The sequence below is a fragment of the Cellulomonas soli genome (assembly GCF_013409305.1).
GTDB classification, from domain to species: Bacteria; Actinomycetota; Actinomycetes; order Actinomycetales; family Cellulomonadaceae; genus Cellulomonas; species Cellulomonas soli.
Genome location: NZ_JACBZJ010000001.1, coordinates 351464 through 370987, shown reverse-complemented (window position 1 = coordinate 370987; position 19524 = coordinate 351464). Strand labels below are relative to the sequence as shown.

The 19524-nt window shown below is 72.6% G+C and carries 17 protein-coding genes; 9 read left to right on the top strand and 8 right to left on the bottom strand.

From position 1 onward, the window contains the following. Window positions 1–31 precede the first annotated feature (31 nt). From BKA22_RS01735 to BKA22_RS01720, 4 genes are all read right to left on the bottom strand, one after another. Window positions 32–2524, bottom strand: coding sequence for an ABC transporter permease (locus tag BKA22_RS01735; RefSeq protein WP_146951170.1), 2493 nt, complete (start codon window positions 2522–2524; stop codon window positions 32–34). Beyond that, window positions 2524–3339: an ABC transporter ATP-binding protein gene (locus BKA22_RS01730; protein WP_146951169.1), complete on the bottom strand. Its 816-nt coding sequence runs from the start codon at window positions 3337–3339 to the stop codon at window positions 2524–2526. Before BKA22_RS01730 ends, BKA22_RS01735 begins: the two co-directional genes overlap by 1 nt. A gap of 173 nt (window positions 3340–3512) precedes the next feature. Beyond that, window positions 3513–4250: a response regulator gene (locus tag BKA22_RS01725; protein WP_146951168.1), complete on the bottom strand. Its 738-nt coding sequence runs from the start codon at window positions 4248–4250 to the stop codon at window positions 3513–3515. Beyond that, a complete protein-coding gene (locus tag BKA22_RS01720) occupies window positions 4247–5608 on the bottom strand; it encodes a sensor histidine kinase (protein WP_146951167.1) in 1362 nt (453 codons plus the stop codon). The genes BKA22_RS01725 and BKA22_RS01720 overlap by 4 nt, the downstream gene beginning before the upstream one ends. Before the next feature lie 184 nt (window positions 5609–5792). On the opposite strand from BKA22_RS01720, the gene BKA22_RS01715 reads away from it, so the two are divergent. The 3 genes from BKA22_RS01715 to manA all read left to right on the top strand — a co-directional run bounded on the left by BKA22_RS01715 (window position 5793) and on the right by manA (window position 9156). Continuing rightward, the gene (locus tag BKA22_RS01715) at window positions 5793–6485 is read left to right on the top strand and encodes a response regulator transcription factor (RefSeq protein WP_146951166.1); all 693 of its coding nucleotides are present in this window, start codon (window positions 5793–5795) and stop codon (window positions 6483–6485) included. An 85-nt stretch (window positions 6486–6570) separates the two neighbouring features. Beyond that, window positions 6571–7893 carry a sensor histidine kinase gene (locus tag BKA22_RS01710; protein WP_146951165.1) on the top strand — a complete coding sequence of 441 codons (1323 nt, stop codon included), beginning with the start codon at window positions 6571–6573 and terminating at the stop codon, window positions 7891–7893. Window positions 7894–7959: 66 nt separating this feature from the next. After that, a complete protein-coding gene (gene manA, locus BKA22_RS01705) occupies window positions 7960–9156 on the top strand; it encodes a mannose-6-phosphate isomerase, class I (RefSeq protein WP_146951164.1) in 1197 nt (398 codons plus the stop codon). 49 nt (window positions 9157–9205) lie between these two features. On the opposite strand, the gene BKA22_RS01700 is transcribed toward manA, so the two are convergent. Next, window positions 9206–9709 carry a GtrA family protein gene (locus BKA22_RS01700; RefSeq protein ID WP_146951163.1) on the bottom strand — a complete coding sequence of 168 codons (504 nt, stop codon included), beginning with the start codon at window positions 9707–9709 and terminating at the stop codon, window positions 9206–9208. 93 nt (window positions 9710–9802) lie between these two features. Between BKA22_RS01700 and BKA22_RS01695 the strand changes: the two genes are divergently transcribed. Beyond that, complete coding sequence (locus tag BKA22_RS01695; RefSeq protein ID WP_146951162.1) at window positions 9803–10969, top strand: 5-(carboxyamino)imidazole ribonucleotide synthase; 1167 nt, start codon at window positions 9803–9805, stop codon at window positions 10967–10969. A 114-nt stretch (window positions 10970–11083) separates the two neighbouring features. Then, on the top strand, window positions 11084–11632 hold the full coding sequence (gene purE, locus BKA22_RS01690) for a 5-(carboxyamino)imidazole ribonucleotide mutase (RefSeq protein ID WP_146951161.1): 549 nt from the start codon (window positions 11084–11086) through the stop codon (window positions 11630–11632). Between the two features lie 18 nt (window positions 11633–11650). Here purE and BKA22_RS19495 read toward each other — a convergent pair whose 3' ends face one another. Next, window positions 11651–12565 (bottom strand): LCP family protein, encoded by a 915-nt coding sequence (locus BKA22_RS19495; protein ID WP_223203381.1) that lies wholly within the window; start codon window positions 12563–12565, stop codon window positions 11651–11653. A gap of 7 nt (window positions 12566–12572) precedes the next feature. On the opposite strand from BKA22_RS19495, the gene BKA22_RS19490 reads away from it, so the two are divergent. Then, window positions 12573–12920, top strand: a complete 348-nt coding sequence (locus tag BKA22_RS19490; RefSeq protein ID WP_223203380.1) for a hypothetical protein — start codon at window positions 12573–12575, stop codon at window positions 12918–12920. A gap of 175 nt (window positions 12921–13095) precedes the next feature. Here the strand turns inward: BKA22_RS19490 and BKA22_RS01680 are convergent, their stop codons facing one another. Continuing rightward, window positions 13096–14361, bottom strand: a complete 1266-nt coding sequence (locus tag BKA22_RS01680) for an LCP family protein (RefSeq protein ID WP_223203379.1) — start codon at window positions 14359–14361, stop codon at window positions 13096–13098. Window positions 14362–14434: 73 nt separating this feature from the next. Beyond that, complete coding sequence (rfbB, locus tag BKA22_RS01675; protein ID WP_146951159.1) at window positions 14435–15430, bottom strand: dTDP-glucose 4,6-dehydratase; 996 nt, start codon at window positions 15428–15430, stop codon at window positions 14435–14437. A 235-nt stretch (window positions 15431–15665) separates the two neighbouring features. Between rfbB and BKA22_RS01670 the strand changes: the two genes are divergently transcribed. The 3 genes from BKA22_RS01670 (at window position 15666) to BKA22_RS01660 (ending at window position 19514) form a co-directional block, all read left to right on the top strand. Next, window positions 15666–17612, top strand: a complete 1947-nt coding sequence (locus BKA22_RS01670; RefSeq protein ID WP_146951158.1) for an N-acetylmuramoyl-L-alanine amidase — start codon at window positions 15666–15668, stop codon at window positions 17610–17612. A 124-nt stretch (window positions 17613–17736) separates the two neighbouring features. Then, a complete protein-coding gene (gene rfbF / locus BKA22_RS01665; RefSeq protein WP_146951157.1) occupies window positions 17737–18516 on the top strand; it encodes a glucose-1-phosphate cytidylyltransferase in 780 nt (259 codons plus the stop codon). After that, window positions 18513–19514, top strand: coding sequence for a glycosyltransferase family 2 protein (locus BKA22_RS01660; RefSeq protein ID WP_218866474.1), 1002 nt, complete (start codon window positions 18513–18515; stop codon window positions 19512–19514). Before rfbF ends, BKA22_RS01660 begins: the two co-directional genes overlap by 4 nt. Window positions 19515–19524 lie beyond the last annotated feature (10 nt).

Here is a 19524-nt window from a genome sequence, read left to right as displayed (position 1 = left end):
GTCGAACCCGTGCACCCCTGCGACCCCGGCGTCAGTCGACCGCGAGGGCCGCGACCGGCGACGTGCGGGCGGCCGCACGCCCCGGGACCACCGAGGCCAGCAGGCCCGCGGCGCACGCGACCAGCAGCACGATCGCGAGGTCGAGCCACGGCACGGCCAGGTGCAGCGGGCCCATGCCGGCGAACACCGTCGCCGCGCCCGCCCAGCCGTACAGGATGCCCAGCGCCATGCCGAGCACGGCACCGACACCGGCGATGAGCACGCCCTCGACGGCGAGCGTCGTGCGCAGCTGCGACCGCGTGAGCCCGATCGCCCGCAGGGTCGCGGACTCCCGCCGACGTTCGATGACCGACAGCGACAGCGTGTTCGCGACCCCGATGAGCGCGATGACGACCGCCACGGCGAGCAGGCCCACGACGATCGCGAGGAGCGTGTCGAGCACCTGCGTGTACTGCTCGCGCTCGACCGCCCCGCTGCTGATCTCCAGGGCGGTGTCGGGGAACGCGTCGGTGACGTCCTGCACGACCTGCGCCGCGGTGCGGCTGCCGTCGAGCGACAGCCATGCGGTGGTCGTGCCTGCGGACGGGTCGAGGCCGGCGAGCGTCGCCTTCGTGACGACGGCCGCGCTCCCGCCCAGACCCGGTTCCAGGACCTCGAGGTCCGCGGAGCCGGCGTCGCCGGTCACGGTGCTGACATCGGAGTCCGCCAGGCTCTCGATCCCGTCGGCCAGCACGATCGCACCGTCGTCGAGGTCCCGCAGCAGGGCCGGGTCCCGGAGCACGGAGGCGTCGGACGGCTCGAGCCCGAGGAGCAGGACCTCGGCGCCGTCCACCGTGACCGTCGAGGAGGTCAGCTGCACCACCTGGCGGACGCCGTCGACCCCGCCGAGCGTCGAGACCGCCGAGCTCGGCAGGTCACCGTCACCGTCCGGCATGGCGACGGCCACGTCCACCGCGTAGCGCGTGTCCAGCTCGCCCGACATCGACGCCTCCGTGGTCACCGCGCCCGTGGTCATCAACGTCACGAGCGTGACCCCGATGAGCAGCGCGGTGCTCGTCGCCGCGGTCCGTCGCGGGTTGCGCAGGGTGTTCGCGGCGGCGAGCCGGGCGCTGGGCCCGGTGCGGGCGATCAGGCGACCCGTCAGGGAGACGACCTTCGGGACCCAGAAGACGCACCCGACGAGGACGCCGACGAACGAGAGCGCACCGCCGAGCACCGCTACGCCGAGCGCACCCATGGGGTCACCGGCACCGAGCATCGCCAGGCCGGCACCGCCGGCGAGGCCGAGCAGCCCGAGGACCACGAGCAGCACCGAGAACACCAGCCGGAACCGACCGGCGCGGTCGTCGGTCGTCGGGGCGTCGGCAGGACGCAGCGCCTCGACGGGGGAGACCCGGGTGGCTGCCCGCGCCGGGACGAGCGAGGCGAGCACCGTGACGAGCGTGCCGACCAGCAGCGGGACGAGCACGACCGTGGCGTCGACGTCGATCGTGGTCGGCAGCCGCACGCCCAGGTCCATCCCCCCGGCCGCGCTCAGTGCGAGCTGGGTCAGCGCACCGCCGAGCAGGACCCCGAGCGCCGACGTGGTCAGCCCGAGGATCGCCGCCTCGGTGACGACCGACATGCGCAGCTGACCGCGCACCGCACCGACCGCGCGCAGCAGGGCGAGCGTGCGGGTCCGCTGGGCCACGAGCACCTGGAACGTGTTCGAGATGACCAGTGCCGCGACCAGCAGCGCGACCGCCGCGAAGCCGAGCACGACCATGAGCAGCACGTTGCCCTGGCCGGACATCTGCGCGATCTGCGCCGCGGCCGCCTCGTCCCGGGTCTTCACGTCGGACCCGGGGAAGGCCTGCGCGAGCTCGGCGCGGGCCGTCGCCAGGTCGTCGGTGGCGACCAGCATCGAGGCCGGGAGCTCCTCGCTGCCGGCCGACCAGGTCTGCAGGTCCTCCGCGAGGGCCACGCCTGCGCCGCCGTACCCCGTCCACGCGTTGTTCGGGTCGCTCACCTCGCCGACCACCTGCAGGTCGACCGTGTGCTCGGTCGGTTCCGTGTCGGGGTCGTCGCTCCACTGCGTCCACTCGAGGGTCAGCGGGTCGCCGACCTTCAGCCCGAGCCGGTCGAGCGCGCCGGCCTCGAGCGCGACCTGCCCGGAGGTCGTCGGGAGCGAGCCGTCGACGAGCTCGAGCGAGGAGAGCCGCGGGTCGGAGGTGGTCGCGAGCATGGGCTGCCACACGGTGCGGCTCCCGTGCTCCAGGGGGACGCCGGTGACGAGCAGCGGGTCTGCGGCGGCGACGCCCGGCAGGTCGCGCGCGGTCGCGACGTCGTCCGAGGTGAAGTCCCCGGCGACGACCAGGTCGGCCTGGGCGTACATCGCGGTGACCGCGTCGTACCCGGCACGGGTCATGACCTTGCCCGCCAGCAGGGTCGCGGTCAGGAACGCCGCGCTGATCGCGATCGCGATGCCCGCCGCCGCCAGGCGACCGACGCTGCGGCGCATCTGCGCCAGCGTGAGTCGCAGCATCAGGCACCCACCACCGAGATCGCACCCGTGGCCAGGCCCGGCTCCGGCGCACCGTCGAGCTGACGCAGCGCGTCGAGCGCGGCGAGAACCGACTCCGGCGTCGGGTCGTGGACCTCGCCCGCGATGCGCCCGTCGGCCAGCAGCACGACGCGATCGGCGTAGGCCGCAGCCGCGGGGTCGTGCGTGACCATGATGATCGTGCGGCCGAGCTCGCGCACCGACCGGCGCAGGAAGCTGAGCACCTCCGCCCCCGAGCGGGAGTCGAGGTTGCCCGTCGGCTCGTCGGCGAACACGACGTCCGGCTTCGCGATGAGCGCCCGGGCGATCGCCACCCGCTGCTGCTGGCCACCGGACAGCTCGCTGGGCCGGTGCGTCAGACGCTGGCCCAGCCCCAGGGTGCTGACGAGGGTGTCGAACCAGGCCCGGTCGACGCGGGCGCCGGCGAGCTCGAGCGGCAGCAGCACGTTCTGCTCGGCCGTGAACATCGGCAGCAGGTTGAACGACTGGAAGACGAAACCCACCCGGTCCCGACGCAACCGGGTCAGCGCGTCGTCGTCCAGGCTGGTCAGCTCGGTCGGCCCGAGGTGCACGGTGCCGCCGCTCGCCTGGTCGAGGCCCGCGAGCAGGTGCATGAGCGTGGACTTGCCCGAACCCGACGGGCCCATGATCGCGGTGAACGCCCCCGCCGCGAAGTCGATGTCGACGCCGTCGAGCGCCCGGACGGCCGAGGCCCCGTGCCCGTAGACCTTGCTGAGCCCGCGGGCTCGTGAGGCGGTCGGGTGCTGCTCGACGGGACGCTCTGGTGTGGTTCCCACGCGTGTGCTCCTGGGGTCGGTACGGCCGTGGCGGCCGACGGGTGACGATGTCGTCGACGCTACGGACCGCGCCCCGCGCCGTCGTCGGGCCGTGGGTGTGGTCCTGCAGGTCACGACGTCATCCCTGGGGCCGACCCTGCCGGTCCCGAGGTCGCACGTGCCGGCCGGCGGGCTCAGCCTCCGGGTCGCACGAGCCCCGTCTCGTACGCGACGACGACCGCCTGGACGCGGTCGCGAGCCCCGAGCTTGGACAGGATCCGCCCGACGTGGGTCTTCACCGTCGCCTCCGCGACGTACAGGTCGCCGGCGATCTCGGTGTTGGACCGCCCGTGCGCCATGAGCACGAGCACCTCGCGCTCGCGGTCGGTGAGGTCGGCCACGGCCCTGCGTGCGGGTGCTGCCGCGGAGTCGGGGGACTCGTCGGGCAGCACGGTCACCAGGTGCTCGAGGAGTCGACGCGTGCTCGACGGGGCGATGACGGCGTCGCCGCGGTGCACGGTCCGGATCGCGGCGAGCATCTCCTCGGGCGGGGCGTCCTTGAGCAGGAACCCGCTCGCGCCCGCCCGGATCGCGGCCAGCACGTACTCGTCGAGGTCGAAGGTGGTGAGCACGATCACGCGGGGGGCCGGTTGCGCGTCGGTGCCGCGGGCGGTGATGCGCGCGGTGGCGTCCAGGCCGTCCATGCGGGGCATGCGCACGTCCATGAGGACCACGTCGACAGGTCCGGTGGCGGTCCGGGCGACCGGGTCCAGCTCGCGCACGGCCTGCTCGCCGTCGCCGGCCTCGAGGACGACCAGCAGGTCCGGCTGGGAGTCGATGACCATGCGGAACCCGGCGCGGACCAGCTGCTGGTCGTCGACCAGGGCCACCCGCACCGGATCGGCGGTGCGCTCGGAGGTCGTGGTGCTCATCCGTCCAGCCTCTCACCTGCGCCGGCGTCCTCCGGCGTCGGCAGCTGGGCGCGCACCCGGAACCCGCCTCCCGGGCGAGGGCCCGCGGTGACGGTCCCGCCGAACATCGCGGCCCGCTCACGCATGCCGAGCACCCCTTGACCCAGACCGTCGGTGTCGGCGGCGGCGCCGCGCCCGTCGTCGTTGACTTCGACGGCCACGGCCCCGGGAAGCCAGTGCACGAGCACGGTCACCCGGGGGCCCGGTCCGGCGTGCTTGAGCACGTTCGTCAACGACTCCTGGGCGATCCGGTACACGGTCAGCCCGGCACCGGGCGGCAGGTACCGCGGCGTGCCCATGCGGACGAGGGAGACGTGCAGCCCGCTGGCGCGCATCTGCTCGACGAGCGCGTCGAGGTCGCCCTCGGCGGGCAGCGGCGTGAACCGGTCCTCGGGGCGTTCCGGGGCTGCGCCGTCCGCGGTCGCACCCAGCTCGACCGGGGGCGGGACCGCGGCGTGGGTGGAGCGCGCCCTGTCGGGGAGCCGCCCGGGCGCCCGCAGGCCGCCCGTCGCGGTCGGGTTGGCCGCTCCGGCTCGCACGCCCGCCGGGGCGTCCGTGCGCAGGACCCCGAGCAGGCGCCGCATGTCGCTGAGGGCCGCTCGCCCGGTCTCCGCGATCGTGCCGAGCGCGCGCGACGCCGCCGCGGGGTCGGCGTCGGCCGCGTACCGGCCGCCGTCGGCCTGGGCGATCATGACCGTCAGGGAGTGGGCGACGATGTCGTGCATCTCGCGCGCGATGCGCGACCGCTCGGCGGCCGTGGCGATCTGCCCCTGCTGGTCGCGTTCGATCTCCAGGCGCCGGGCGCGGTCGCGCAGCGACTCCAGGGTCTCCTGCCGTTGGCGTCGCACCAGCCCGAACGCCCAGGTGGTCAGGGCCACGGCCCCGCAGAACACCGCGGTGATGGCGACCGAGGGGAGCTGGTCGGGCCAGGCGAGGGCGACGCCGAGGACGAGGCTGCCGAGCAGTGCGCCGGCGATCGCGGTCCGGTGCGCCCAGCGCGGCCCGTTCACGGTCACCGAGTAGAGGGCGGCCAGCACGGCGAGGTCGGCCGGCATGAGGAACGGGTACCCCATCGCGAGGTGGGTCAGCGCGACGACGTAGACGGAGACGACCGAGGCGACCGGACGCACCCGGCGCCAGGCCAGCGGCGTCACGACGGCCAGGGCGGCCCATCGGGCGACGGTCGCGCTCGTGTTCGGTTCGGAGGCGAAGACGGTCGCCGCGGGCACGGCCACGAGCGCGAAGAGAGCCGTGCCGGCGGCATCGACGGCGAAGCGGTGCTGCCCCTCCCAGCGCGTCAGTCGTTCCCACAGGCTCACGTCATGAGGGTAGGGGGCGCGGTGCGGGCGGTCGTGCGCCTGCGGGAGGACCGGGGCGTGCGCTACGGTCCGACCCGGGTCGCAGGGCCACGCGCCCCTGCGGCTCACCTGGCTGCACCGACGCCCGGCGAGTCTGGTGGCGGAGTGAGGTTGCCCTGACGTACTCGTGACCTAGCATGGGGCGATGACCCACGTGCTGCTGGCCGAGGACGATCCGGCGATTGCCGAGCCTTTGGCTCGTGCCCTGGGTCGTGAAGGTTACGACGTCCACGTGCAAGGAACTGGTCAAGGTGCCATCGACGGTGCCGGTGCGGCCGATCTCGTCGTCCTGGACCTCGGTCTGCCGGACATGGACGGGCTCGACGTGGCGCGGGCGATCCGCAACCAGGGCCTGACGACCCCGGTGCTCGTGCTGACCGCGCGGGCCGACGAGGTGGACCTCGTCGTCGGTCTCGACGCAGGCGCCGACGACTACGTCACCAAGCCCTTCCGGCTCGCCGAGCTGCTCGCCCGCGTCCGGGCGCTGCTGCGCCGCACGGGTGCCGACCCGTCCGACGAGGACGAGGTGCACGCCCAGAACGTCCGGGTCGACGTGGCCGCGCACCGCGCGTTCCAGGGAGATCGCGAGCTGCACCTGACGGCCAAGGAGTTCGACCTGCTGCGCGTGCTCGTGGGCGCCGCCGGCACGGTCGTCTCGCGCGAGACGCTCATGCGTGAGGTGTGGGGCTCGGACCCGACGGGCTCGACCAAGACGCTCGACATGCACGTGTCGTGGCTGCGCCGCAAGCTCGGCGACGACGCGAACGCCCCGCGGTACATCTCGACCGTGCGTGGCATGGGCTTCCGTTTCGAGACGGGGGCGGGCGAGCGGTACTGACCGCGACCGCTCGCACACCGACGGTCCGAGACCGTCTCGAGGCCGTCTCGAGGCCGACCGAACCGAGGGCGAGAGGGGCACCACCATGCGCCGCCGTGTGCTGCAGGCGACGATCGCGGCCGTGACCGTCGCGGTCGTCCTGCTGGGCTTCCCGTTGGCGTTCCTCGGCGCGCAGCTGGTCCGCGAGAACGAGATGCGCGGCCTCGACCAGCGCGCGGAGGCGCTGGCCCGTTCGGTCGACCTGCGGGTCGACCAGGACATCGAGCTCACCGAGCGGATGCTCGAGCCGTACACCGGCACCGACGGCGAGCTGGCCGCCTCGGTGCTCGTGCGGACCTCCGACGGCCAGGTGTTCCAGGCGGGCACCCCGGTCGAGGGGCGTTCGCTGTCGGTGCAGACCACGTCGAACAACGGCGCGCTGGTGCTCCTCGAGGTGCGCTGGTGGGACGTCTTCTGGTTGAGCGTGCGGATCATCGGGCTCGTCGTCGTGGCCGCGGTCGTCGCGTTCGCCGCCGGGATCGCGATGGCCATCTGGCAGGCGAACCGGCTCGCCGCGCCTCTGGTGTACCTGGCAGCCTCGGCCGAACAGCTCGGGTCGGGGCAGGTCCGACCGCAGCTCGAACCCTCCGGCGTCGAGGAGATCGACCTGGTCGCCGCCGAGCTGGCCCGCAGCGCGGACCGGATGGCCGGCCGTCTGGCCGCCGAGCGGCAGTTCGCCTCCGACGCCTCCCACCAGCTGCGCACCCCGTTGGCCGCGCTGTCCATGCGCCTCGAGGAGATCATGGACACCGCCTCCGAGCCCGAGGTGTCCGAGGAGGCCCGCATCTCGCTCGAGCAGGTCGAGCGCCTCGTCCGTGTCGTGGACGACCTGCTCGCCCGCTCCCGTCGCTCGCAGGGCGGCACGACCGAGGCCGTCCCGCTGATCGAGGTCGTCCACCAGCAGGAGGAGGAGTGGGCGCCGACCTTCCAGGTTCAGGGGCGTCGCCTCGTGGTGGACGTCGACCCGGCCGTCCAGGTGCTCGCGACGCCCGGCGCCCTCGCGCAGGTGCTCGCCACGCTCGTGGAGAACTCGCTCAAGCACGGCGCTGGCACCACGACCATCCGCACCCGTTCGGGAGGGCCGTCGAACGCGGTCGTGGTCGAGGTCGGCGACGAGGGTGCCGGGGTGCCGGACGACCTCGCCCCCCGGATCTTCGAGCGGGGCGCGACGTCCGGTGCGGGCACAGGGCTCGGACTGGCTCTCGCCCGTGATCTCGCCTCGGCGGACGGCGGACGGCTGGAGCTCGCCCAGCGACGTCCGGCGGTGTTCGCCCTGTTCCTGTCGGGGGTGCCGGCCTCGTTGCGTCCGGACGTCGTGCTGCCGCGAGGCGCGGTGGTCGCCACCAGCAAGGACCGCCGACGCTGGTGAGCGACAGGGCAGAATGGGTCGTCGTCCCGGGTGCGGACCGCCGCCCCCCGATCTGAACGAGGTGCCGTGTACCGCCTTTCGCACGTGATCCAGCACTACGCCTGGGGCTCGACCACCGCGATCCCGGACGTCCTGGGGCTCGTGCCGGACGGGCTGCCGGTCGCCGAGGCGTGGTTCGGCGCGCACGCCAGCGCTCCTGCGACGGTGCTCACGGAGCACGGGAACGTCCCGCTCGACCAGCTGCTCGTCGCGGACCCGGTCCGCCACCTCGGCAGCGGCGTCACCCAGCGGTTCGGCGAGCAGCTGCCGTACCTGCTCAAGCTCATCTCGGCGGAGACACCGCTGTCGCTGCAGGTGCACCCGGCGGCGCAGCGCGCTCGGGAGGGGTTCGCGCGCGAGGACGCCGCGGGCATCCCGCGCTCGGCCCCGCACCGCTCCTACCGGGACGCCAACCACAAGCCCGAGCTGGTGTACGCGCTGACGCGGTTCGACGCGATGGTCGGGTTCCGCGCACCCCGGCGGGCGGCCGAGCTGCTGGACGACCTCGACACCCCGCTGGCCGCGGACCTGGCGGGCCTGCTCATGGCGGACGCCACCTCGTCCGGGGTCCGTGCGGCCTTCGAGTGGCTGCTCGACCCGCGCACGCGGCCGGGTGCCGCCGAGGTGCAGGCGTTCGCGGAGGCGTGCGCGCGTCGGCTCGCGGCCGGTTCGCCCTCACCCAGGACGGACCGCACGGTCATGCGTCTGGCTGCCAGCCACCCGGGCGACGCGGGTGCGGTGACGTCGGTGCTCCTCAACCCGGTCACGCTCGAGCCCGGGGAGGCGCTGTTCGTCCCTGCAGGGTCCGTGCACGCCTACCTGCACGGTCTCGGGGTCGAGATCATGGCGAACTCCGACAACGTGCTGCGGGCCGGGCTCACCGGCAAGCACGTCGACGTGGTGGAGCTGCTGGCGAACCTCGACTGCGCTGCCGCGCCGCCGATCCGTATCGCCCCGGAGCGCGTGTTCACCTCGACAGAGATCTTCTACGCGCCGGTCGACGACTTCGAGCTGTCGTTCACCCGGCTGAACGACGGGGGCACGATCAGGGTCCCCGGCCGTGGTCCGCGGATCGTGCTGTGCCTGGAGGGCGAGGTCGAGATCGCGTCCCGGGAGGACGGCGTCCTCATGCTCGCCCGCGGCCAGGCCGCGTTCGTGTCCTCGGCCGACGGACCGCTGACCGCCCGCGGGGACGGTCAGATCGTCCAGGCGGACGTCCCCTGACGCGACGGGACGGCGACGGAGCGCCGTCAGCTGTGGGCGTCGGGCACTGTCAGCCCGTGAAGACCCAGCGACGGTAGCCGACGTAGCGCAGCGCCGTGGCCAGCACGATGCCGGTCACCGTCGCGGCGTTGTCGGCGAGCGCGGTGGTCAGGTCGAGCACGTAGTGCGAGAACGCGAGCGTGAGCACAGGGACGACCATGCCCACGAGGTTGACGGCCGCGAACACCACGAGCTCACGTCCCTGGCGACCCGAGCGCTGATCCGCGAACGTCCACCACCTGTTGCCCACCCAGGACACGAGGGTCGCGGCCACGACCGAGAGGACCTTCGCCGTCAGCGGCTTGTGCTCGAGGAGACCGGCGGGCCCGAAGCGCAGCAGGTTGAACAGCCCGAGGTCCACGACGAACGCGACGGCGCCGACCGACAGGAACCGGCTGAGCTCGAGTGCGCGCGCCCACCAGGCGACGGGGACCCGTGCAGGCAGCCACGACGGCACCGCGCGTGGACCGGCGTCGGGGACGACGGCGGCGACGGTGGCGTCGGTCCGGCTCACGCGGCGAGGATAGCCCGGAACCCTGAGGGCGGCCTGGGCCCTTCGGCGGACGCGGAGCACCCGTGCCCGCGTGCTCGGCTACGCTCAGCGCCCGTGGCAGCACCCGTGGTGGCAGTGGTCGGTGGCGGACAGCTCGCGCGCATGATGACCCCCGCGGCGACCGCGCTGGGCATCCACCTGCGCGTCCTCGTGGAGGACTCGTCGTCGTCGGCGGCGCAGGTCGTGGTCGACGCCCCGGTTGGCTCCGCGTCCGACGAGGAGGCGATCCTCGCGCTCGTCGAGGGTGCGGACGTGCTCACCTTCGAGCACGAGCACGTGCCGAACGCGCTGCTCGACCGGCTCGTCGCCGCGGGCGTCGCGGTGCGGCCCGACGCAGCGGCGCTCGTGCACGCGCAGGACAAGATCGTCATGCGCAGCCACCTGGACGCGATCGGCGTCCCGATCCCCCGCTGGCGTCCGCTGACCGCGCGCGAGGAGCTCGACGACTTCCTCGCCCAGGTCGGTGGCGCAGCGGTGGTCAAGACAGCCCGCGGCGGCTACGACGGCAAGGGTGTGCGGGTCGTGCGGGCCTCGCACGAGGTCGCCGACTGGCTCGACGCCATGGCCTCGGGCGCGGGCGTCCCCCTCCTGGTCGAGGAGAAGGTGCCCTTCACCCGGGAGCTCGCGGTGCTCGTCGCACGCCGGCCGTCCGGAGAGGTGCGCACCTGGCCCGTGGTGGAGTCCGTGCAGCAGGACGGCGTCTGCGCCGAGGTCGTGGCCCCCGCCCCCGACCTGCACGCGGGCACGCAGGCCGAGGCGCTCGAGGTCGCCACCCGGATCGCCGAGGGGCTCGGGGTCACGGGCGTGCTCGCCGTCGAGATGTTCGAGGTGCCGGCCCCGGACGGCGGTGACCCGCGCGTGCTCGTCAACGAGCTCGCGATGCGACCGCACAACTCGGGCCACTGGACCCTCGACGGTGCGGTGACCAGCCAGTTCGAGCAGCACCTGCGCGCGGTCCTCGACCTGCCGCTGGGCGACACCTCGCCCTTGGCCACGTGGACCGTCATGGCGAACGTGCTGGGCTCCTCGCTCCCGGACCCGACCGATGCCCTCGCCGAGGTGGTCGGCCGCGACCCGCAGGCCAAGGTGCACCTCTACGGCAAGCAGGTGCGGCCCGGACGCAAGCTCGGCCACGTCAACGTCAGCGGCACCGACCTGGCCGACGTGCGTGCCCGCGCCCGTGCCGCGGCCGCCCTGCTTCGCGGTGAGCGGAACGGCTGAGGCCGCTCTCGCACCGCCGGCCGGGTGCCGGCGGGTGATGATGGACGCGCAGCGCCTCGCGGCGTGACGCACCGGCAGGACGGTCGCGGCGCACGGACGGACGGAGACAGGCACATGGCAGGTCAGGCCCTCGTCGGCATCGTCATGGGGTCGGACTCCGACTGGCCCGTCATGCAGGCGGCGGCGCAGGCGCTCGCCGAGTTCGACGTCCCGATCGAGGTCGATGTCGTCTCCGCGCACCGGCAGCCGGACAAGATGGTCGAGTACGGGCGCACCGCGGCCGACCGGGGCCTGCGTGTGGTCGTCGCGGGGGCCGGCGGGGCCGCTCACCTGCCCGGGATGCTCGCCTCGGTCACCACGCTGCCGGTGGTCGGCGTCCCCGTGCCGCTGGCGTACCTGGACGGCATGGACTCGCTGCTGTCGATCGTGCAGATGCCGGCCGGTGTCCCCGTCGCGACGGTCTCGGTCGGCGGTGCGCGCAATGCCGGTCTGCTCGCGGTGCGCATCCTCGCAGCAGGCACCGACCCGCTGGCCGCACGCCTGCGGGTGGCCATGGGCGAGTTCCAGGAAGGTCTGCGGGTGCAGGCCGATGCCAAGGGTGAGCGGCTACGGGCCCTGGCGGGCGGCGGCCGGGCGACGACGGGTTTCACCGCCCGGGCCTGAGCCGGGAAGACCGCGGGTTCAGGACCCGGGGACACCGCCCACCGGGCCGGCAGGCAGCGAGCCGTCGGCGATCGCGGCGAAGAACGCCGGGGTCAGGTCGGGGTCGAGGAGCACGGTCGAACCCAGGTTGTTGCCGGGCCGGTAGTCCATGCTCGCGATCGGCGGCGTCCCAGTGATCCCGTCCGGGCCGTTCGCCGCCTTGAACGCCAGGGCGAGCCGGGCGAGGTCGAGGATGTCGCTGTCGTCGTCGAGGGTGAGCGCACCGGTGCCCGCACGGATGAGCGAGACCTGCTGCCCCGGGTGCAGGGCGAGCTGCGTGGGGGAGACCGCACCGGTGACGGCGCTGATGAGCTCGCGCTGCCGCTTCGCCCGCCCGATGTCGCCCTCCGGGTCGGACTTGCGCATGCGAGCGAACGCGAGCGCCTGGGCGCCGGCCGTCTGGTGGCAGCCGGCCGTCCACACCATGCCGGAGTCGGCATCGTTGACGTCCGCGTCATAGCACAGGTCGACGCCGCCCACGGCGTCGACCACCTGCTCGACGCCCGCCATGCCGATCTCGGCGTAGTGGTCGATCGTCAGTCCGGTCAGGCCCTCGACCGTCCGGACGAGCAGGGGAGCCTGTCCCCACGAGAACGCTGCGTTCAGCTTGGCCTGGCCGTTGTCCGGCACGTCGACGAGCGTGTCGCGGGGGAGCGAGATCAGGGCGGTCGGCCCGCTCTCGGGCACGTGCAGCACCAGGATCGTGTCGGTGCGGGCGCCCTCGGTCTCGTCGTCCCCGATCGCCCCGTCGGCCCGTGAGTCCGAACCCGTGAGCAGGTAGGTGGTGCCCGGGGTGTCGGGCGCGCCCGACAAGGCCGAGGTGTGCTGCACGAGCCCGTTCGCCCACATGACGAGCCCGACGGGCCAGGCGATCAGGGCGACGAGGACGAGCACGGCGACCGTGGCGATCGCGCGCTTGCGTCGACGTCGTGCACCGCCGGTCGGCCGCTCGGCGGACGTGGAGGAGCTCGGCGCGGGTGAACGGCCCGGTGCCGTGGCGCCTGCGGTACGCGGCGCGCGTGGTGCGCCCGAGGCGCTCGGTCGTGCGGTACCCGCGGTGGAGCGAGGTGCCGAGCCGGCCGTGCGGGGATGGGACGAGGTGCTGCGCCCCGGCGTCGGTGGCTTGCCCGTCACCGGTACGGCGTCGGCCGACGACCGGACCGGACGAGCCGCGCCCGGGGCGATCGAGGCGGGTCGCCCGGCCTGGCCCGACGGTCGTGCCGCCTGGCCGGACGGTCGTGCCGCCTGACCCGACGGCGGCGTGCGCGGCTCGGCGGGTCGTCGCACCGGAGCGGCGGGAGCCGGGCGTTGCGGCTTGCCGACCACGACGGCCGGGTCGTCGGCCCCGGGTCGCCGTCGGCCGGAGCTCGCGGGTGCGAAGCTCGGCGGGGTGTCGTCCGGCGGGCGTGGTGTCATGGGGATCCTCAGCAGACCGCGGTGACGTCGCCGGCGTCGAAGGCTTCCTTGCCGGCTTCCTTCGTCTCGGCCGGGGCGGGCGCCGTCGAGGTGGTGTCGGTCGGGGCCGTCGCGGTGTCGGTGGGCGTCCCTGCGGTGTCGGCAGGGGGCGTCGTGGTCTCGGTCGGCGTGGTGGGGGTCTCCTCGACCCCGAGCATCGGGACGTCCGCGGCGATGTTCGCCCAGATCTCGTCGGCTGCCGACGTCCACACCACGCGGTTCGGGTCGCTGGGTGCAGCGGCGAAGGGGATCGTCATGAAGGACACGTTGCTGGTGGACACCCCGCGCAGGCTGTAGGCGAGCCCGGGGATCGCGTCGATCGAGGACAGTCCGCTGTCGGTCGTGAGCGAGGACGTGGCGGCCGACGCGAACTGGATGAGCGCGGGCAGGTCCGTCAGCAGGTTCTTCGAGAGCACCTCGGTCACGACCGCCGCGATCAGGCGCTGCTGACGGCCGAGCCGGTTGGTGTCCGACCCGTCGCCGAGCCCCTCGCCGGTGCGGGCCCGGGCGAACCCGAGCGCCTGCGTGCCGTTGAGCGTCTGGTACCCGGCGGCCAGGACGAGCCCGGCCTTCGGAGAGTCGATCGCGTCCGGGATGCAGATGTTCACGCCGCCGAGGGCGTCGACCATCTGCACGAACCCGACGAAGTCGACCACCACGAAGTGGTCGATGCGGACCCCGGTGTTCTGCTGGACCGTGTTGATCGTGCACGCCGCGGCGGAGGCGATGTCGCCGCCGTTGTCGGCACCCGTCGCGAACGCCGAGTTGAACATGCCGTTGTAGGCCCCGGTGGTCGACCCGTCGCTCATCCGGCACGACGGCACGTCCACCAGGGAGTCACGAGGGATGGAGACCAGCTCGACCCGCTCCCGGTCGGCCGAGACGTGCACGACGATCGTGGTGTCCGAGCGCATGCCGTCGGCCTCTCCGCCGATCGCGCCGTTCTCGCCGTCACGCACGTCCGAGCCCAGGACCAGGATGTTGACGTCCTTGCCGGCGTTGGGGTCGTCCGGGTTGGCCGGCGTCGCCTCGATGATCGGGTCCACCATCCCCGAGATGTCGACACCTTCCATGTTCGACGTCATCTTCGCGTACACCGCCGCACCGCCGGCCAGCCCGAAGGCCAGCACGGCCGTCACCGTGATCGCGAGCGCGCGCAGCACCCCGTGCGTGCCGAACCGGCGGGCGTGCCGGGCGGTTCGCGGGCGCGTGGCAGCGGCGTGGCGGATGGTCACGGATGGATCCTAGGAGCCCGACCGGCGCGCACGGGGGAGCGGGCGCACGGGCGTGGTGGAGGACCTGTGCAGATCAGCGACCGAGCTGGGCGTACTTGGCCTCGGTCGCGTCCTTCTGCGGCCGCCACCACGCCTCGTTCGCCCGGTACCAGTCGATCGTGGCGGCGAGGCCGTCACGGAACGTCGTGTACTGCGGCTCCCAGCCGAGTTCCGTGCGCAGCTTCGTGGCGTCGATCGCGTACCGCATGTCGTGACCGGGACGGTCGTTGACGTGGTCGTACGCCGTCGGCTCCTGGCCCATCAGCTCGAGGATCAGCTCGATGACGGTCTTGTTGTCCTTCTCGCCGTCGGCACCGATGAGATAGGTCTCGCCGATGCGGCCCTTGTCGATGATCGCCCAGACGGCCGCGTTGTGGTCGTCGACGTGGATCCAGTCGCGCACGTTCTCGCCCGTGCCGTAGAGCTTGGGGCGCACACCGTCGACCACGTTGGTGATCTGGCGCGGGATGAACTTCTCCACGTGCTGGTACGGGCCGTAGTTGTTGGAGCAGTTCGAGATCGTGGCCTGCACGCCGAAGCTGCGGGCCCACGCGCGCACCAGCAGGTCCGAGGCCGCCTTCGTCGAGGAGTACGGGCTCGACGGGTTGTACGGGGTGTCCGGCGTGAACTTGGCCGGGTCGTCGAGCTCGAGGTCGCCGTAGACCTCGTCCGTCGAGACGTGGTGGTACCGCACGCCGTACCGGCGCACCGCCTCCAGCAACTGGTAGGTGCCGATGACGTTCGTGCGCAGGAACGGCCACGGGTCGTGCAGCGAGTTGTCGTTGTGCGACTCGGCCGCGAAGTGCACGACGAGGTCGACGTCCTTGACGAGGGAGTCGACGACGTCGGGGTCCGCGATGTCGCCCTTGGCGAAGACGACCTTGCCCTCGACCGGGTCCAGGCTGCGCTCGTCGCCGGCGTACGTGAGCGCGTCGAGCACGGTGACGTGGACGTCGGGTCGGGTGCGCACCGTGTGGTGGACGAAGTTGGAGCCGATGAAGCCGGCTCCGCCGGTGACGAGGATGCGCATGAGGACCTTCCGACGACGGGGAGGCGTCCACGATACCGACGGCAGGCACCACGCGGACCGGTATCCGTGCCGCGCGGCTCGCCGTGCGGCAAAGACGGCAAATCCGGGCACGATCGTCACGGCATCCTGGCACTCGCACGACGTGGCGCCTTGACCGGGTGGCGACTCGCACGTTCACTGGCACCTGACGTGGGGCCCGCAGGCCCCGTCGCGTCTCGAGCCGCAGGGAGTCATCATGGTCGTCCGTCACGTCTACGCGGGAGGGTTGCTCGTCCTCGCGCTCGTCGCAGGCTGCGCCCCCTCGGTGCCGGCGCGCAGCGCCGCCGAGGCTCCCGCCGTCGACGGGATCGTCCGTTCGGACGGCACCCTCGCGATCGGTACCGCTGCCTCGACGGAGCAGCCCGCCACCGACCCGGACACCGCCGTCCAGGAGATCCCGGTCGAGCTAGCGCCCGAGTCGCCGGCGCCCACCGACCTGCCGACGGCACAGCTGGAGGCGGAGCCGGAGGCCGCGGGGGTCGTCACCGACGACCAGACGCTCGTGGTCGACACCGCCACGCAGGACAGGGTCGTGAGCGCGGTCGTGGAGACCGACGGGTTCCAGACCGTCGGTGTCAGCTGGCCGGCGGACGTCGACCTGGGCGAGCTCGCACCCCAGGTGCGCACGCGTGACGCGGACGGCGACTGGACCGACTGGGTCGACCTCGAGGTGTCGGAGGAGCAGCCCGACGCGGGGAGCGCCGATGCCGCCCACGGGGCCAGGAGCGGGACCGACGCGCTCTGGGTCGGTGAGTCCGATGCTGTCCAGCTCGCGTTCGCCGAGACCGGCACGGACCCGGCCGCCGACGTCCGGCTGGCGCTCGTCTCCTCCGGCCTGACGTCGATCTCCGGGCTCGTGGCGGGCGCCACCGTGAGCGGCGATGCCGTCGTGTCCACCGCCTCGCTCAAGCAGGTCTCGTCGGCGCTGGCCGCGCCCAGGGTGATCTCGCGCGCCGAGTGGAGCGCAGCGCCGCAGGCCTGTGCCCCCGACGTCGCCTCGACGCTCGTCGGCGCGGTCGTCCACCACACGGCGGGCTCGAACGACTACAGCACCGTGGCGCAGGCGATGCAGCAGATCCGCAACGACCAGGCGTACCACATCAACACGCAACACTGGTGCGACATCGGCTACAACTTCATCGTCGACAAGTGGGGCAACATCTACGAGGGGCGCGCCAACAGCCTCACGCAGCCGGTGATCGGCGTGCACGCCGGCGGGTTCAACACCGCGACCGTGGGCGTGTCCATGCTGGGGGACTTCTCCACCGTGACGCCGTCCGACGCGATGCGCGAGTCGGTGGCCCGGATCATCGGGTACCGACTTGGCGTCTACGGCCGCAACCCCGCGGGGACCATGTCCTACACGACCGGCGGTGGAGAGAACTCCCGGTTCGCCGCCGGGACGACCGTCGGGCTGCCCGTGGTCTTCGCGCACCGCGACACCGCGTTCACGGCATGCCCGGGCAACGCCGGGTACGCACAGCTGCAGTGGATCCGCGACCGGGCGCGCGCGATCGCGTTCTCGGAGCCGCTGGTCCGTTCGCTCTACCACGACATGCTCAACCGCGGCCCGGACCCGACGGGTCTGGCGACCTGGTCGGCACTGATCATGGCCGGGCAGCCGGCCTCGACGTTGGGTGACGGCATCGCCCGCAGCCGCGAGTACGTCGAGCGCAAGGTGACGGAGGCCTACGCCCAGATCCTCGGCCGGGCTCCTGACGGTGCCGGGTTCGAGGTGCAGGTCCAGGCCATCATGAACGGCGTGTTCCGGGTGGAGGACCTGCGCGGGCAGCTCATCGCCAGTCCCGAGTACTACGCACAGGCAGGCGGGAACGACCGCGCGTACGTCCAGCGGCTGTACCGCGACATCCTGGGGCGCGAGGCCACGCCGTCCGAGGTGGAGTGGTGGATCGGCGCGGTCGGGCGTTCCGGCCTCGCGATCGCTCCGTACGGCGTCTGGCGGTCGCGCGAGAGCGCCGAGCTGCGCATCCACGAGACGTACCGCATCTTCCTGGACCGCAGCGCCGACCCGACGGGCCTGGCGACCTGGGCGCCGTACTGGATGGCGAACGGGGACGACGCGCTCAGGGCCGTGATCATCCGCTCGGACGAGTACCTGGCGCGCAGCCTCAGCTTCGGCTGAGCAGGGCAGGTTCGTCGCGGGGAACGCCTCCGCGGAGGATTCGCGCGGCTACACTCAACTCCCGCAGCGGGGGCAACTTGGTGGCGACCCGCCGACGGATGCATCGGAAGGCGAGTTCACACACATGAAAGCCGTGCTGCTTGCGGGTGGTCTGGGTACGCGCATGCGTGAGGAGACGGAGTTCCGTCCCAAGCCCATGGTCGAGATCGGCGGGAAGCCGGTCCTCTGGCACCTGATGAAGACGTTCGCCGCGCACGGGGTCACCGACTTCGTGATCTGCGCCGGGTACAAGGGCGAGCAGATCAAGGAGTACTTCCTCAACTACGCCGCCCACAACAAGGACTTCACGATCACGCTCGGCCAGAACAGCGAACTGGTGTTCCACGGAGACCACCTGGAGAGCGACTGGACGGTGACCGTGGCCGACACCGGTCAGGGCACGCTGACGGCGGGTCGCGTCGAGCGCATCGAGCCGTTCGTGCGCGGCGAGCGGTTCATGGTCACCTACGGCGACGGCCTGGCCGACATCGACATCACCGCGCTCCAGGCGTTCCACGCCTCGCACGGGCTGAAGTCCACGATCACGACCGTGCGCCCGTTGTCGCGCTTCGGCCTGGTGGACGTGGACGAGCAGTCGCTGGTGACCCGCTTCCGCGAGAAGCCGCAGATGGAGGACTGGGTCTCGGCGGGCTTCTTCGTCTTCGAGCCGGCGGTCTTCGAGTACCTGCGCGACAGCGACGCGGTGATGCTCGAGCACGAGCCCCTGGCGGCGCTGGCCGCGGAGCGGCAGCTCGCGGCCTACCGTCATGCCGGGTTCTGGCAGCCGATGGACACGTACCGCGAGTCGGTGCTCCTCAACGAGATGTGGGACGGCGGGACTGCGCCGTGGAAGGTCTGGAAGTGACGAACACGACGATCGAGTCCGTGCCCACGACGGAGGTCTCGCAGGACGCGGCCGGTGAGGCGACGCCCCGCAAGCTCATCTCGGTGGTGATCCCCGCCTACAACGAGTCCGACTGCGTCGACGAGCTCGCACGACGCCTGCAGGGCGTCATGGAGTCGGAGCCGGGTTACGACTTCGAGGTGCTCATCGTCGAGAACGGCTCGTCGGACGACACCTACGACAAGCTCCTGGTGATCCACGAGGCGGACCCCCGCTTCAAGATCATCCAGCTGGCCCGCAACTTCCGCATGGACGGCGGCCTGACTGCCGGCCTCGCGCACGCGACCGGCGATGCCGCCGTCGTGATGACGGCCGACCTGCAGGACCCGCCCGAGCTGATCCCGCAGTTCCTCCGCAAGTGGGAGGAGGGCTACGAGAACATCTACATGGTCGTCACCGAACGGCAGGGCACCGGCCCGCTGCGGACGTTCAACAGCAAGGCCTTCTACTGGCTCGCCGGCAAGCTCACCGACGGCGCCATCCCGCGCAACGCCAGCGACTTCCGCCTGGTCGACCGGGGCGTCTACGAGACCATCAACACGATGCAGGAGCGCAACCGGTTCGTCCGGGGCCTGTTCGCCTGGGCCGGCTACCGGTCCGTGGGCATCACCCACGAGCGTCCGCCTCGCTTCGGGGGAGAATCCAAGGCGCACTCGCTGAAGGTGCTCGACCTGGCGTTCAAGGGCATCTTCGCCCACTCCTACGTGCCGCTGCGCCTCATCACGGTCACAGGCCTGGCGGTGTCGGCCGTCTCGGCGCTGCTCCTGCTCGTGTTCGCGATCCGCTTCGTCGTCGCGGGCGTTCCGTTCGCCGGGTACGGCTCGCTGCTCGGGTTCATGCTGCTGCTCTTCGGCATCCTGTTCTCGATGATCGGGGTCGTCGCCGAGTACATCGGGCTGATCTACGAAGAGGTCAAGCAGCGCCCGAACTTCGTGGTCCGGCACCGGGTCGGTCTCTGATCGGCGTGGC

What these genes read in the sequence shown, in the direction of transcription:
- BKA22_RS01670 (WP_146951158.1), top strand. Translation starts at nt 15,666, where the DNA reads ATGGTCGTCCGTCACGTCTACGCGGGAGGGTTGCTCGTCCTCGCGCTC.
- BKA22_RS01725 (WP_146951168.1), bottom strand. Translation starts at nt 4,250, where the DNA reads ATGAGCACCACGACCTCCGAGCGCACCGCCGATCCGGTGCGGGTGGCC.
- BKA22_RS01735 (WP_146951170.1), bottom strand. Translation starts at nt 2,524, where the DNA reads ATGCTGCGACTCACGCTGGCGCAGATGCGCCGCAGCGTCGGTCGCCTG.
- purE (WP_146951161.1), top strand. Translation starts at nt 11,084, where the DNA reads ATGGCAGGTCAGGCCCTCGTCGGCATCGTCATGGGGTCGGACTCCGAC.
- rfbB (WP_146951159.1), bottom strand. Translation starts at nt 15,430, where the DNA reads ATGCGCATCCTCGTCACCGGCGGAGCCGGCTTCATCGGCTCCAACTTC.
- rfbF (WP_146951157.1), top strand. Translation starts at nt 17,737, where the DNA reads ATGAAAGCCGTGCTGCTTGCGGGTGGTCTGGGTACGCGCATGCGTGAG.
- BKA22_RS01715 (WP_146951166.1), top strand. Translation starts at nt 5,793, where the DNA reads ATGACCCACGTGCTGCTGGCCGAGGACGATCCGGCGATTGCCGAGCCT.
- BKA22_RS01710 (WP_146951165.1), top strand. Translation starts at nt 6,571, where the DNA reads ATGCGCCGCCGTGTGCTGCAGGCGACGATCGCGGCCGTGACCGTCGCG.